Origin of the sequence: Psychroflexus salis (genome assembly GCF_014640175.1) — a bacterium.
Classification (GTDB): domain Bacteria; phylum Bacteroidota; class Bacteroidia; order Flavobacteriales; family Flavobacteriaceae; genus Psychroflexus; species Psychroflexus salis.
The window spans coordinates 81,237-94,755 of the sequence record NZ_BMGL01000004.1; the positions used below are offsets into that span (position 1 = coordinate 81,237).

Below are 13,519 nucleotides of genomic sequence, written 5' to 3' on the forward strand. Positions count from 1 at the left end.
TAGCAACTCGCTTCCAGCTAAAAAACTACTTGATTTGCATATATTTGCACTTATTTACAAATGATTCAATTACACGACTTACAATTCCAGCCCTATTTAACTCCCGAAGAAATTCAGATTACAGTGCGTACTTTGGCTTTGCAATTAGCTGAAGATTACGCCGATAAAAATCCAATTTTTGTTGGTGTGCTTAATGGAGCATTTATGTTTTTATCGGACTTACTTAAGAATTTTGAGAATAATTGTGAGGTTGAATTTGCAAAAATGAAATCCTACGAAGGAACTTCTACCACCGGAGAAGTTAAAATAGACTTAGATTTTCCAGATTTAACTAATCGACATGTAATTGTAGTTGAAGATATTGTAGATACTGGAAATACGCTGCTGAAAATAAATGAACTCCTTCAACAGAAAAAACTCAAATCTTTAGCCTACTGTTCTTTATTTTTGAAACCAGAAGTATACGATAAAGATCTTGAAATAAATTATGTAGGTATGGCGATTCCCAATAAATTTATTGTAGGGTATGGCTTAGATTATAATGGATTAGGAAGAAATTTACCAGAAATATATCAACTAAAAAGTGATTAAAAAATGACAAATATTGTTCTATTTGGCCCACCTGGGGCAGGCAAAGGCACTCAAGCAGATATTATAAAAGATAAGTATAACTTAATTCATATTTCAACAGGAGATGTTTTTCGTTTCAATATTAAAAATGAAACTGAACTCGGCAAAAAAGCAAAATCATATATCGATAAAGGCGCATTAGTTCCCGACGAAGTAACCATCGATATGTTAGCTAAAGAAGTAGATAAACACTTAAGTAAAGCTAGTGGTTTTATTTTTGATGGTTTTCCAAGAACGGAAGCGCAAGCGGATGCTTTAGATGCATTATTGCACGAAAAAAACACACAAGTAAATGCAATGATTGCTTTAGAAGTAGACGACGAAGTTTTAGTAGAACGCCTTTTAGAGCGTGGGAAAACTTCTGGAAGAGCAGATGACGCTGATGAAGATGTAATTCGCAATCGCATAAAAGTATATTACGAAGAAACTGCAATTTTAAAAAATTACTACCAAACCCAAGATAAATTCTATAGAATTGACGGTGTTGGTAGCATTGAAGAGATTACTTCTCGCATAAGCGAAGTAATTAATAAACTATAGCTTTACAAACAATCGCCAAAGCATATTATTAAGTTTTTTTCTTTACTGAAAAGATTTTTGCTTTGATTTCTTATTATGCTTGAAATAACAAAAAGACAAATAAGTCTTTTGTATATAAAACTAAATTAGTAAACGAAAATGACCGAAGGCAATTTTGTAGATTACATAAAAATTCATTTAGCATCGGGTAAAGGTGGTAAAGGTTCCACGCATTTACGTCGTGAAAAATATATTCCCAAAGGTGGTCCTGATGGTGGCGATGGAGGTCGAGGTGGACACATTATTATTAAAGGCAATAAAAACCTTTGGACTTTATTTCATCTAAAATTTAAACGCCACATAAAAGCTACACACGGTGGTGACGGAGGGAAGCAAACCAGTACGGGAGCCGATGGTCAAGATCAATTTATTGAAGTACCACTTGGTACCGTAATTCGCGATACAAAAACCAACAAAGTTTTAAAAGAAATTACCGAAGATGGTGAAGCCTTTATCGCTGCTGAAGGCGGAAAAGGTGGAAAAGGGAACGCTCATTTTAAAACATCTACAAACCAAACACCTCGTTATGCACAACCGGGTATCGATGGCCAGGAAGTAGACGTAACCTTAGAATTAAAAATTCTAGCCGATGTAGGTTTAGTCGGATTTCCAAATTCAGGAAAATCAACATTACTATCAGTAATTACAGCTGCAAAACCAAAAATAGCTGACTATGAATTTACAACCTTAAAGCCTAATTTAGGTATTGTAAAGTATCGCGATATGAAAACCTTTGTGGTAGCCGATATTCCAGGTATTATTGAAGGTGCAGCTGAAGGTCGAGGTTTAGGACACCGATTTTTGCGACATATTGAGCGCAATTCTACCCTACTCTTTTTAATTCCAGCCGATGCAAAAGATCTACGAAAGGAATACGATATTTTATTAGATGAGTTGCGGCGTTATAATCCAGAATTATTAGATAAAGATCGTTTAATCGCTATTTCTAAATCAGATTTATTAGACGAAGAATTAAAAACAGAACTCAACCAAGAGCTAGAGCAAAAATTTAAAGGAATGAAGTTTGTTTTTATATCTTCTGTAGCGCAACAAGGTCTAGAAGAACTCAAAGACATGCTTTGGGTGAACTTAAACCAATAAAACACAAAATTATTTTAAAGCCTACTTTTCATCATTTATAAGTCGTACTTTTAGATGGTAATCCATAACCTTATGATCATGCATCTTAGAAAATTTTCCTTGCTATGTGTTTTTTGTCTGTGTTTTTCTTGTTTTCCACCTTCGGTTTATATCGATTATAATGAAGATGTAGATTTTAAAAAATATCCTACCTATAATTTTTACGCCCCAAATACCGCAATTAGTGAGCAAGAAGAAAACTTAATCATGGATTTGATTGAAGAAAATTTGCAAGCTAAAGGATTAGAATCACAAGTAATATCAAAATTTAGCATCGATTTTTTAGTAGAATTTGTGCAAACAGAAAATAGCTTTTCGTTTGGGGCACAATACGCTGGAAATATTGGCGCTAGCTATTCAGATTTAAACAATTCTTCTACCTATGTGGTTATGACTATAAGTTTTGCAGATGCGTTAACAAGCGAATTGTTCTGGCAAGCAGTGGTAGAAAAAAAGATAAATCCATACATCTCAGACGAAGAGCTCACAGTTTTGTACCAAGACTTTGTTGAGCTTGCTTTAGCTAACTATCCACCAAAACCTGAAGAGAAAGCAAATTTAGATGAAGCAAAGTCAAAAACAAATCAAACTGATGATGGAGCTTCAAATTCAGAAAAGTCAAATTCAACTACCCAAAAAGAGACAGGAAAATAATTTATCCAAATTTCAATTTGATGTTATGAAAACATTCAGTAAATACTTTTTTCTTCTAATTAGCCTTTATTCTTTTGCTCAAGATGATTGTGTAAAAGGTGAAGCCGCATTTAAAGAAGAAAATTATAAATTAGCTCAAAATTACCTAAAAAACTGTTTCGATAAAAATCCAAACAATTCAGAAGTTAATTTTAAACTAGCGCGTTCCTATGCAAAAACAGAAAATTGGAAAGCTGCCGCAGAAACCTATAAAATACTGGTAGAAGCCAATCCCAATAATGCCGATTACAATTTTTATTATGGCGGAAGTTTGGGTTTATATGCAAAGAGTATAAATCCAGTTAAATCGGTTACTTACATTAGCGATATTAAATACTATTTAAAAAAAGCTATAGAATTAAATTCCAAACACATTGATGCGCGCTGGGCCTTAGTACAAATTTATATGGAGTTACCTTTTATAGTAGGCGGAAGTAAATCTACCGCCGAAGATTACGCAGCACAATTATTAAAGTTAAGTCCTGTCGATGGTCGATTGGCATTGGGCTACATTTATTTTTATGAAGAAGATTGGAAAGCAGCAGAACAGGAATATAAAAGAGCAGTTGCCATAGGAAAATCAGAAACTTGCTATCAAAAATTAATCGAAGTACAATTGAAACAAAATAAACTTCAAGAAGCCAAAAAAACACTTCAAGAAGCTTATAAAGTTACTCAGGTAGATGCATTCAAAATTCAATTAGAAAAATTAAATCTGTAAGTTGTTTTTCAAAAATAGCAGTTTAGCTAGCTCGGCAAAGTTGCTGTGTTCAGTTTTTACAACGAAAATCCAGTTTTCAGCGAAATCTTCAACTTCTCCACATACTTGTTATGGAATAAACCAAAACAAAGACTTTAGTTTACTATTATTATGTGTTCATTTTAAAACTAAGTATATTTGAATCTTCAAAATAAAACACATGCAAATACATTTTATAGCCATTGGTGGTAGTGCAATGCACAATTTAGCACTTGCTTTACATCACAAAGCCTACAAAATAACAGGAAGTGACGATGAAATTTTTGAACCCTCAAAATCTAGGCTAGCCAAACATAATTTGCTGCCCGAACAATTCGGTTGGTTTCCAGAAAAAATAACTACCAATTTAGATGCTGTAATTTTAGGTATGCATGCCAAACCCGATAATCCCGAATTATTGAAAGCACAAGAATTGGGATTGAAAATTTACTCTTATCCAGAATTTATATACGAACAATCCAAATATAAAACGCGGGTAGTTATCGGAGGTTCGCATGGTAAAACCACCATTACTTCTATGATTTTACATGTGTTGCATTACCACGACAAAAAAGTCGATTTTATGGTTGGCGCACAATTAGAAGGCTTCGATACCATGGTGCACCTAACAAAAGAAAACGATTTTATTTTGTTAGAAGGCGATGAGTATTTATCATCTCCAATGGACAGAAGGCCTAAATTTCACTGGTATCAACCCAATATTGCATTGTTAAGCGGAATTGCTTGGGATCACATCAACGTATTTCCCACATTCGAAAATTATGTAGAGCAGTTTCAATTGTTTGTCGATAGCATGACCAATGGTAGCACTTTGGTATATAACGAAGAAGACGAAATTTTAAATAAAATTGCCCTTGAAGCCACCAAGCCAACCCGAAAACACGCCTATTCCACCCCAGATTTTTCTATCGAAGATGGCACCTGCTATTTAGAAACACCCGAAGGACCAATGCCTTTAGAAATTTTCGGAAAACACAATTTACAAAACCTAGCTGGTGCCAAATGGATTTGTCAACACATGGGCGTAGACGAAGAAGATTTTTACGAAGCAATTGCAACCTTTAAAGGCGCATCTAAGCGCTTAGAGAAACTTACCCAAACCCCAAAAGCCATAGTTTATAAAGATTATGCACACAGTCCATCTAAAGTAAGCGCCACCACCAAAGCGGTTAAAACACAATTTAGTAACCGAAACCTGATTGCTTGTTTAGAGTTGCATACCTATAGTAGCTTAAATACAGATTTTTTAGCTGAATATAAAAACGCCCTAGAAGCAGCAGATGAAGCGGTAGTTTTCTATTCACCCAAAGCCATTCAAATAAAACAACTCGAAGCCATAGATGAGCAACAAATTTTTGATGCTTTTAATCGAAAAAATTTACAGGTTTTTACCGATCCTAAAGCATTTCAAGAATTCTTAAAAGCCAAGCATTTTAAAAATGATGTGTTATTACTCATGAGTAGCGGAAACTATGGTGGTTTAGATTTCAACGAAGTAAAAAAGTGGGTACAATAATTTCAGTAGCTTTTACCCGCTTTCCGTTTTTACGCTTCCATCTGCTGCTTTATTTTTATGGTATTTCCAACGGCTTCTTTGGTCGCCACTGTAAAAACCTAAAAATATAAGCAGCAGCTCTGCAGGGTAACCACTGCAATCGGGGCTAGGAATTCGAGTTTATATTTTAAGTATTACAAACCTGTCATTCCGATCAGTGATGCGGAATCTTATAAATACAAACTTAAAACATAAATCCAACTTGCTTTGTCTTCCATAGCATGATACTCTGTGTCTAGGCAAGGAGTGACAAGACTGATTTCAGCTTAACAAAGTTTAGTCACCTGCTAGATTTAGCTAGGCATTTTCTTTAGTTTTTTACCCTAAGTTTTTATTAACCCTTAATTGAAAATAGGTTTCATTTAAATGCTCAATACTCCGTGAAAGTCTGCTTTTTAAAACAAAACTAACTTTTAAAATTGCTTTTTGCTATATCAGAATATTATTGTAATTTTGCGCTTCATTAAATTAAACGAAGAATTATGAATCATTATGAAACTGTTTTCATCTTGAATCCCGTTTTATCTGAAGACCAGATAAAGGAAACAGTGAAGAAATTCGAAGATTTTCTTACCTCCAAAGGTGCCAAGATGCAGAACAAAGAAGATTGGGGCTTAAAAAAATTAGCTTACCCAATTCAGCACAAAAAAAGTGGATTTTACCACTTATTTGAGTACCAAGTAGATGGAGAAGCAATTGATCCGCTAGAAGTAATGTTCCGCAGAGATGAGCGCATTATGCGTTATTTAACTGTTAAGTTAGATAAGTATGCAGCAGATTGGGCTGTAGAACGAGTTAAACGAATTAAACAAGGAAGCAAGTAGTTATGGCAACAATTGAAGAACAATCAAAAGAAAAAAACGACGGGCAAATTCGTTATTTAACGCCCCTAGATATAGAAACGCAATCTAAAAAACGCTTTTGCCGTTTTAAGCGTGCTGGTATTAAATATGTAGATTATAAAAATCCAGATTTTTTAATGGAATTTGTAAACGACCAAGGTAAAATTCTTCCAAGAAGACTTACAGGTACATCTTTAAAATACCAACGTAAAGTTTCGGTAGCAATTAAAAGAGCACGTCACTTAGCATTAATGCCATACGTAGGCGATTTATTAAAATAAAAGGCAAATAATTATGGAAGTTATATTAAAACAAGACGTAGAAAAATTAGGATTTGCCGACGATGTTGTAGAAGTAAAAAACGGCTATGGTCGTAATTACTTAATCCCGCAAAAATTAGCGGTATTAGCAACTCCTTCTGCACGTAAAGTTTTGGCAGAAAATTTAAGACAACGTGCTTACAAAGAGCAAAAAGTTGTAGACGAAGCAAAAAAAGAAGCAGCAAAATTAGAAGACTTACAAGAATTTAAAATGACTGCCAAAGCGGGCGGTGACGATAAATTGTTCGGTAGTGTTACTGCTGCCGATGTAAGCGATGCATTAGCTAAACACGATGTAGTTATCGATAAAAAATACATCAGTATTTTGGGCGGTAACATTAAGCGTTTAGGTCAGTATGAAGCTAAATTACGTTTTCATAGAGAAGTGATTAAAGATTTCACTTTCGATGTAGTAGCAGAAGCTTAAGCAAAATTTTTATATACAAAAGCCTACTCATTTTGGGTAGGCTTTTTTATTCCTTAAAAATAGACTAATGAAGTACGAGCGTTTAACACGAGAACAACTAGAAGAACTCCACGAAGAGTTTGCTAAGTTTTTGGCTACCCAACAAATCACAAAAGACGAGTGGACAAAAATTAAACAAGAAAAACCTAAAGTTGCTGAAGAAGAATTAGACTTATTTAGCGATTTAGTATGGGAAGGCGTTTTAAATAAGGTTGAGTTTATTGAGCACTTTTCTCCACAGCAAATTTTTCTGTTTTATTTCGATGATCATTTAATTCATCTTATAGGAATAAAGGTAAATAATCCAGCGGTAGATTTGCAAACTTCAGAAGGTTACGCGTGGTTAAAACAAAATTTAATGAACGATGATGTTGATTTATATACATCAGAAAAACCCATTACCGAAGACCGAAACAAAGACATTTTTGCCTTAATTAAACAAGGTGCAAGAATAACAAAAGGCGAATTATACCTTTATTTTGAAAAATTAGTTCATGCTTAACTTTTTAAACTTCACTATATTCGTAATACCTAAAACTGCAAATTAAAATGGCTCAAAAACCTGGATTACCAAAAGGAACACGCGATTTTTCTCCTGAAGAAGTAGCAAAACGAAACTACATTATTCAGCAAATTAGTCATCATTTTTCTAATTTTGGTTTTCAGCCTATCGAAACGCCAAGTTTTGAAAATAATTCCACTTTATTAGGTAAATACGGTGAAGAAGGAGATCGATTGATCTTTAAGATTCTCAATTCGGGCGACTTTCTTTCTAAAGTGAAAGATGAAACTTACCAAAGTAAAAATTCAAATACTATTGCCCACAAAATCACCGAAAAATCACTTCGGTACGACTTAACTGTTCCTTTTGCTCGCTATGTTGTACAGCACCAAAATGAAATTGACTTTCCGTTTAAGCGTTATCAAATTCAAAATGTTTATCGCGCAGATCGTCCCCAAAAAGGGCGTTTTAGAGAATTTACACAATGCGATGCAGATGTAATAGGCAGTAAAAGTTTATGGCAGGAAGTAGAGTTTATTCAATTATACGATGCGGTTTTTAGTAGTTTAAACTTAAAGGGAGTTGAAATTAATATCAATAACCGAAAAGTGCTTTCTGGATTAGCCGAAGTAATTGGAGAAACCGATAAGCTTATCGACTTTACGGTTGCTTTAGATAAATTAGACAAAATAGGTAGAGCAGGAGTAGAAAAGGAAATGTTGGAAAAAGGTATCAGCCAAGAAGCTATTGTAAAATTAGCTCCAGTATTTCAATTTTCTGGAGATTTTGAGCATCAATTACAGGAACTATCTCAGCTACTTTCCGATTCAGCAATTGGTTTGCAAGGCATTGAAGAATTACAGTTTATTAGTAAATGCATTCAAAAAATGCCATTAGCAACTGCAAAATTAAAATTGAACATTACTTTAGCGCGTGGACTGAATTATTATACAGGCTGTATTTTTGAAGTTTCGGCTCCTTCTGAAGTGAAAATGGGTTCGATTGGTGGTGGTGGAAGATATGACGACTTAACTGGTATTTTCGGTTTAAAAGATATGTCAGGAGTAGGTGTTTCTTTTGGTTTGGATCGTATTTACTTGGTGTTAGAAGAACTGGACTTGTTCCCCAAAACCATTACTGAAGGAACACAAATTTTATTTATCAACTTTGGAGAAAAAGAAGCTTTATATGCACTAAAAGCTGTAAGTCAACTTCGAAAAAAAGGCTTTTCGGTCGATTTGTATCCCGATGCAGCGAAGATGAAAAAACAAATGAATTTTGCAAACAAACGTAATATTCCTTATGTAATTTTAGCAGGCGAAGCCGAAATACAAAAAGAAGTTTTTACCTTAAAAAATATGAAGTCTAGGGAGCAATTTGAATTGAATTTAGCTCAGATATCTCAACGTTTGCAAGATAAATTTGCTTAAAGGTATTTCTAAGACAAGAATTGTATCAAACATAAATTTTAGAATCACAACATTTTAAGGAGCTTCGATTTGTAGGCTATAAGCTTCAATGTTGGATAAATAATTATACTTACATGATTAAACAAAAACATGTGTTAGCATCAATTTTTTATGCTTTTTTCATGTTCATCAGCTTAGGCCTAGGATTAGCGTCAAGAAATTTTGAAATAGGAATTCCTAAAGAGTTCAACTTATACTTGGGAGATGCTATTTGGGCAATGATGGTTTATTTTGGATTTAGATGCATTTCACCAAAGTATCGAATTCTTAATTCAGCAATTTTAACCCTTGCTTTTTCTTATGCCATTGAAATTAGCCAGTTATATCAAGCAGAATGGCTTAATGATATTCGAAAAACACTTTTAGGCGGACTAATTCTAGGTTTTGGTTTCTTGTGGAGTGATATTTTGGCCTATTCTATTGGCGTGGCGTTTGGATTTGGTTTTGATTATCTGTGGTGCTATTTTTCAAACAAATTTCACTCTGTTTGATTTTAGGCTATCACAAACTTAAAGAGTACGAAGATTCAATCTTCGCATAGCTGATAAATTTATTTAAAGTGAATGTCTGCTCGAGTGGTCATAATTTGTTTTTACAGAAAAACAAATTATGATTGTATCGAGAGCTTTGTTAGTTGATGTCTGTTCGAGTTATTTAAATAGCTTCCAAAAGCTTTTTAAATTGTATCGAGAGCTTATTTCACTTAATTATGGCTAAACATAAAATGCGAAGCTTTAAACTTCGCATTTTATATTTTACTAAGACAATAAAAAAATCAATACTTAATCGCTTCTCCTTCTTTAGGTATCGTATTCAAAATAAACTCTCTAACATCTTCGTTAGCCGACTTTAAATCTTCTTTACGCAAATACATCATGTGTCCGCTTTCGTAGGTTTTAAAATGCATTCTATCTTTTAATTTTCCGCTTTCATCGATATGCCACATGGTGTATTTTGCATTAAAATAGGTAGTAGCACCATCAAAATAACCTGCTTGAATCATAACTTGCATACTCGGGTTCTGTGCCATAGCTTGTCTAAGCTGTTTTCCTGTATTATTATTTTTAGAACGATCCCATGGATACACATTGCCAAACATATTATAAGCATTTCTAGTTTCGAATTCTAAGTCGTGTTTAAAATAATGGTTTACTGCTGGTGTAAAAGAATGTAGCCAAGAAGTTAATTCAGCATTGTAGTCTGGTCTACCGCCTGCATCTTTTTCATCTAAACCTTTGTAACGAGAATCTAATCTGCCAACCGTAAAACCTTCATCTCGTAGTAATTCTTTCCAGAAGTAATTATAAGGTAACTCTAAATTATGTTGTAAAAATAATTCAGCTGTAATGCTGCTGTATTCTTCCATTTGCATGGCCATTTGCTTTCTAACATCTTCTTTTAAGAATCCACCTTTTACCATAGCTGGAGTCAATTCGTTGATTGTAAAATTTTCAACTTCATCTAAATATTCCTGAATGGGCATATTTTGATATTTTGAATCTAATTGATTATGGTACCATGCTGCTGCTGCAAAATAAGGTAAGCGATTCGCCACTTCTACAGGTCCGTTGCGTTCTATGCCTAATTCGGTTGGGGAAACTAAAATTACACCGTTAATGTACATCCAATGGTTATTTTGTAATCGATTGGCTAATCCAGATACACGCGTTGTTCCGTAACTTTCACCGATGAGGTATTTAGGGTTTCTCCATTTATCTTTTCGGCTTACAAAATCGTTAATCCATTTGGCTAAGTAGGTAATATCTTCGTTTACTCCAAAAAATTCATTTTTATCGAATTTTCCTTCTTTATCTTTTAAAGGTCTAGAATAGCCTGTATTTACTGGATTTACATAAACAATATCGGCAATGTCTAAAATACTATGTGGATTTTCTTTTACACCATAAGGCTGAAGCGGAAAACCTTCATCACTAATATTTAATATTCTTGGACCCGTGTAAGCCAAATGCATCCAAACCGAAGCTGAACCTGGTCCGCCGTTAAATGAAACCACCAATGGTCTATTAGCATCTTCTTTTTTATCCTTTCGAGTATAATAGGTGTACAATAAATAAGCAAAAGCTTCATCATTATTATTGTAAACTTCTTGCATGCCTACTTCTGCTGTATAATCTATGGTTTTTCCATTAATTTTCACTTTATGTTGCGTGATAGAAGGCTTCTCTGGATCGAAATCTAGAATTTGACTGTTTATATTTAGTGATAACAGTAATAAAATAAAGGCAAAGCTAATTTTCATTTTGCGTATTTTTTTGAATTTGGTTTAAAAATAAGTCTTTTGAATTAGATAAACTCTTGTGTTATTCATTTTATGAAAACTTAGCCATCTACTTTGTGTAAATGTTAATTTTAGTATTGAATGCCTAGCCCTGATTGATGCGATATCCAAAAAATTTTGCTGATAATCATATAATTACCAAGACATAGTGTTCGTTTTTGTTCGACATTATTTTGGTTTCATAAGATTCCTTGTCGCGCTATGGCTTGCAAGGAATGACAGCTTCAAAGTGTTTTTCATAAAAAAACCCGTTACAAATTCATGCAACGGATTTAGTATATGTTTTGGGTTAAACGATTACATCATTCCTGGCATACCGCCACCCATTCCTGGCATTCCGCCTGGAGCGCCACCTTCATTATCTTCAGGTAGCTCGATTAAAGCACATTCAGTTGTAAGAATCATTCCCGAAACTGAAGCAGCATTCTCTAATGCTATTCTAGTTACTTTTTTAGGGTCGATAATTCCAGCTTTTAGCATATCTACATAAGTTCCAGTTTTAGCATCGTACCCAAGTTTACCTTCAAGTACTTTGTTAATTACAACAGAGCCTTCTCCACCAGCATTTTCAACAATAGTTCGCATTGGAGCTTCTATGGCTTTTGCTACTAATTGAATTCCAGTTTTCTCGTCTGGCGTATCTGCTTTTAAGCTTTTTAATGCTTCGATTGAACGAATTAAAGCAACGCCACCACCAGCAACAATACCTTCTTCTACAGCAGCTCTAGTTGCGTGAAGTGCATCGTCTACTCGGTCTTTCTTTTCTTTCATTTCTACTTCAGATGCAGCACCAACATAAAGTACTGCAACACCACCCGCTAATTTAGCTAAGCGCTCTTGTAGTTTTTCTTTATCATAATCGCTAGTAGTAGATTCTATTTGCGATTTAATTTGATTTACTCTGTTTTTGATGTTGTCTTTATCGCCAGCTCCATTTACAATTGTAGTGTTGTCTTTATCAATCGTAATGTTTTCTGCTTGACCTAACATATCTACAGTAGCATTCTCTAGAGTAAATCCACGCTCTTCAGAAATTACGGTACCACCGGTTAGGATAGCTATATCTTCTAACATTGCTTTTCTGCGATCTCCAAATCCTGGAGCTTTTACAGCTGCAATTTTTAAAGAACCACGTAATTTATTTACTACTAAAGTAGCCAAAGCTTCACCTTCGATATCTTCGGCGATGATTAAAAGTGGTTTTCCACTTTGTGCAGCAGGTTCTAAGATGGGCAATAAATCTTTCATTGCAGTAATTTTCTTATCTACAATTAAGATTTGTGGGCTTTCTAATTCAGCTACCATTTTCTCGCTATCGGTTACGAAGTATGGTGATAAATAGCCGCGGTCGAATTGCATACCTTCAACTACATCCACATAAGTTTCAGTTCCTTTTGCTTCTTCAACAGTAATTACACCTTCTTTTCCTACTTTTCCAAAAGCTTCAGCAATTAATTCACCTATATGCTCATCGTTATTTGCAGAAATAGAAGCTACTTGTTTAATTTTATCGGAAGAATCTCCAACTTCTTCGGCTTGCTCTTCTAAAAATTTAGTAATAGCTTCAACCGATTTGTCGATTCCTTTTTTTAATTCCATTGGGTTAGCACCTGCAGCTACGTTTTTTAGACCTTCTTTTACGATTGCTTGTGCAAGAACCGTAGCAGTTGTGGTTCCGTCACCCGCTAAATCGTTGGTTTTTGATGCTACTTCTTTAACCATTTGAGCGCCCATATTTTCGTGAGCATCTTTTAATTCAATTTCTTTAGCTACGCTAACACCATCTTTAGTAACGGTTGGTGCTCCAAAGGATTTTGAGATGATTACATTTCGTCCTTTTGGTCCTAAAGTAACTTTTACTGCATTGGCTAAAGCATCAACCCCACGTTTAATGCCGTCTCTTGCTTCTAAATTGTATTTTATATCTTTTGCCATCTTCTTAAATTTTTAAATTCTACAATGTTTTTTAAATAATGCCTAAAATGTCGTCTTCTCGCATCATTAGGTAATCTTTACCTTCTAACTTTAAATCGGTGCCAGAATATTTACCGTATAAAACCATGTCACCTTCTTTAACGGTCATGTCATGGTCTTTTTTTCCGTTACCTACCGCTATTACCTTTCCTTTTTGTGGTTTTTCTTTTGCGGTTTCAGGAATAATAATTCCAGATGCAGTTTTCGTTTCTGCTGCTTGAGGCTCTACAAGCACTCGATCTGCTAATGGTTTAATATTTACTGCCATTTTTTATGTTTTTAAAGTTTAA

At 34.3% G+C, this 13,519-nt stretch carries 15 protein-coding genes; 12 read left to right on the top strand and 3 right to left on the bottom strand.

The window, feature by feature from the left end; translation table 11 throughout:
• Positions 1 to 60: 60 nt before the first annotated feature.
• The 12 genes from hpt (at position 61) to IEV63_RS04070 (ending at position 9,447) form a co-directional block, all read left to right on the top strand.
• Entirely contained in the window at positions 61 to 591 is a 531-nt protein-coding gene (gene hpt / locus IEV63_RS04015) for a hypoxanthine phosphoribosyltransferase (RefSeq protein WP_188405485.1), read from the top strand.
• A gap of 3 nt (positions 592 to 594) precedes the next feature.
• The gene (locus IEV63_RS04020) at positions 595 to 1,170 is read left to right on the top strand and encodes an adenylate kinase (protein ID WP_188405487.1); all 576 of its coding nucleotides are present in this window, start codon (positions 595 to 597) and stop codon (positions 1,168 to 1,170) included.
• 138 nt (positions 1,171 to 1,308) lie between these two features.
• Positions 1,309 to 2,310, top strand: coding sequence for a GTPase ObgE (obgE, locus tag IEV63_RS04025; protein WP_188405489.1), 1,002 nt, complete (start codon positions 1,309 to 1,311; stop codon positions 2,308 to 2,310).
• Between the two features lie 78 nt (positions 2,311 to 2,388).
• Positions 2,389 to 3,003 carry a DUF4136 domain-containing protein gene (locus IEV63_RS04030; RefSeq protein WP_188405490.1) on the top strand — a complete coding sequence of 205 codons (615 nt, stop codon included), beginning with the start codon at positions 2,389 to 2,391 and terminating at the stop codon, positions 3,001 to 3,003.
• Positions 3,004 to 3,028: 25 nt separating this feature from the next.
• Positions 3,029 to 3,763 carry a tetratricopeptide repeat protein gene (locus IEV63_RS04035; protein WP_188405492.1) on the top strand — a complete coding sequence of 245 codons (735 nt, stop codon included), beginning with the start codon at positions 3,029 to 3,031 and terminating at the stop codon, positions 3,761 to 3,763.
• Positions 3,764 to 3,962: 199 nt separating this feature from the next.
• Complete coding sequence (locus IEV63_RS04040) at positions 3,963 to 5,318, top strand: UDP-N-acetylmuramate--L-alanine ligase (RefSeq protein WP_188405493.1); 1,356 nt, start codon at positions 3,963 to 3,965, stop codon at positions 5,316 to 5,318.
• Positions 5,319 to 5,839: 521 nt separating this feature from the next.
• Entirely contained in the window at positions 5,840 to 6,181 is a 342-nt protein-coding gene (rpsF, locus tag IEV63_RS04045; RefSeq protein ID WP_188405495.1) for a 30S ribosomal protein S6, read from the top strand.
• A 2-nt stretch (positions 6,182 to 6,183) separates the two neighbouring features.
• Complete coding sequence (gene rpsR / locus IEV63_RS04050; protein ID WP_188405496.1) at positions 6,184 to 6,480, top strand: 30S ribosomal protein S18; 297 nt, start codon at positions 6,184 to 6,186, stop codon at positions 6,478 to 6,480.
• A gap of 13 nt (positions 6,481 to 6,493) precedes the next feature.
• Positions 6,494 to 6,946 (top strand): 50S ribosomal protein L9, encoded by a 453-nt coding sequence (gene rplI / locus IEV63_RS04055; RefSeq protein ID WP_188405497.1) that lies wholly within the window; start codon positions 6,494 to 6,496, stop codon positions 6,944 to 6,946.
• 67 nt (positions 6,947 to 7,013) lie between these two features.
• A complete protein-coding gene (locus tag IEV63_RS04060) occupies positions 7,014 to 7,487 on the top strand; it encodes a DUF6495 family protein (RefSeq protein ID WP_188405498.1) in 474 nt (157 codons plus the stop codon).
• A gap of 47 nt (positions 7,488 to 7,534) precedes the next feature.
• Positions 7,535 to 8,917, top strand: coding sequence for a histidine--tRNA ligase (gene hisS, locus IEV63_RS04065; protein ID WP_188405500.1), 1,383 nt, complete (start codon positions 7,535 to 7,537; stop codon positions 8,915 to 8,917).
• 113 nt (positions 8,918 to 9,030) lie between these two features.
• Positions 9,031 to 9,447: a ribosomal maturation YjgA family protein gene (locus IEV63_RS04070; protein ID WP_188405502.1), complete on the top strand. Its 417-nt coding sequence runs from the start codon at positions 9,031 to 9,033 to the stop codon at positions 9,445 to 9,447.
• Between the two features lie 284 nt (positions 9,448 to 9,731).
• Here IEV63_RS04070 and IEV63_RS04075 read toward each other — a convergent pair whose 3' ends face one another.
• The 3 genes from IEV63_RS04075 to IEV63_RS04085 all read right to left on the bottom strand — a co-directional run bounded on the left by IEV63_RS04075 (position 9,732) and on the right by IEV63_RS04085 (position 13,497).
• Entirely contained in the window at positions 9,732 to 11,216 is a 1,485-nt protein-coding gene (locus tag IEV63_RS04075; protein WP_188405504.1) for a S10 family peptidase, read from the bottom strand.
• 336 nt (positions 11,217 to 11,552) lie between these two features.
• Positions 11,553 to 13,190, bottom strand: a complete 1,638-nt coding sequence (gene groL / locus IEV63_RS04080; RefSeq protein WP_188405505.1) for a chaperonin GroEL — start codon at positions 13,188 to 13,190, stop codon at positions 11,553 to 11,555.
• A gap of 31 nt (positions 13,191 to 13,221) precedes the next feature.
• On the bottom strand, positions 13,222 to 13,497 hold the full coding sequence (locus IEV63_RS04085; protein ID WP_188405507.1) for a co-chaperone GroES: 276 nt from the start codon (positions 13,495 to 13,497) through the stop codon (positions 13,222 to 13,224).
• Between the last annotated feature and the right edge of the window lie 22 nt (positions 13,498 to 13,519).

Coding starts and splice junctions, on each gene's coding strand:
- IEV63_RS04040 (WP_188405493.1), top strand. CDS start 3,963: ATGCAAATACATTTTATAGCCATTGGTGGTAGTGCAATGCACAATTTA.
- IEV63_RS04060 (WP_188405498.1), top strand. CDS start 7,014: ATGAAGTACGAGCGTTTAACACGAGAACAACTAGAAGAACTCCACGAA.
- IEV63_RS04020 (WP_188405487.1), top strand. CDS start 595: ATGACAAATATTGTTCTATTTGGCCCACCTGGGGCAGGCAAAGGCACT.
- obgE (WP_188405489.1), top strand. CDS start 1,309: ATGACCGAAGGCAATTTTGTAGATTACATAAAAATTCATTTAGCATCG.
- rpsF (WP_188405495.1), top strand. CDS start 5,840: ATGAATCATTATGAAACTGTTTTCATCTTGAATCCCGTTTTATCTGAA.
- IEV63_RS04085 (WP_188405507.1), bottom strand. CDS start 13,497: ATGGCAGTAAATATTAAACCATTAGCAGATCGAGTGCTTGTAGAGCCT.
- rplI (WP_188405497.1), top strand. CDS start 6,494: ATGGAAGTTATATTAAAACAAGACGTAGAAAAATTAGGATTTGCCGAC.
- IEV63_RS04070 (WP_188405502.1), top strand. CDS start 9,031: ATGATTAAACAAAAACATGTGTTAGCATCAATTTTTTATGCTTTTTTC.
- rpsR (WP_188405496.1), top strand. CDS start 6,184: ATGGCAACAATTGAAGAACAATCAAAAGAAAAAAACGACGGGCAAATT.
- groL (WP_188405505.1), bottom strand. CDS start 13,190: ATGGCAAAAGATATAAAATACAATTTAGAAGCAAGAGACGGCATTAAA.
- hpt (WP_188405485.1), top strand. CDS start 61: ATGATTCAATTACACGACTTACAATTCCAGCCCTATTTAACTCCCGAA.
- IEV63_RS04030 (WP_188405490.1), top strand. CDS start 2,389: ATGCATCTTAGAAAATTTTCCTTGCTATGTGTTTTTTGTCTGTGTTTT.
- IEV63_RS04035 (WP_188405492.1), top strand. CDS start 3,029: ATGAAAACATTCAGTAAATACTTTTTTCTTCTAATTAGCCTTTATTCT.
- IEV63_RS04075 (WP_188405504.1), bottom strand. CDS start 11,216: ATGAAAATTAGCTTTGCCTTTATTTTATTACTGTTATCACTAAATATA.
- hisS (WP_188405500.1), top strand. CDS start 7,535: ATGGCTCAAAAACCTGGATTACCAAAAGGAACACGCGATTTTTCTCCT.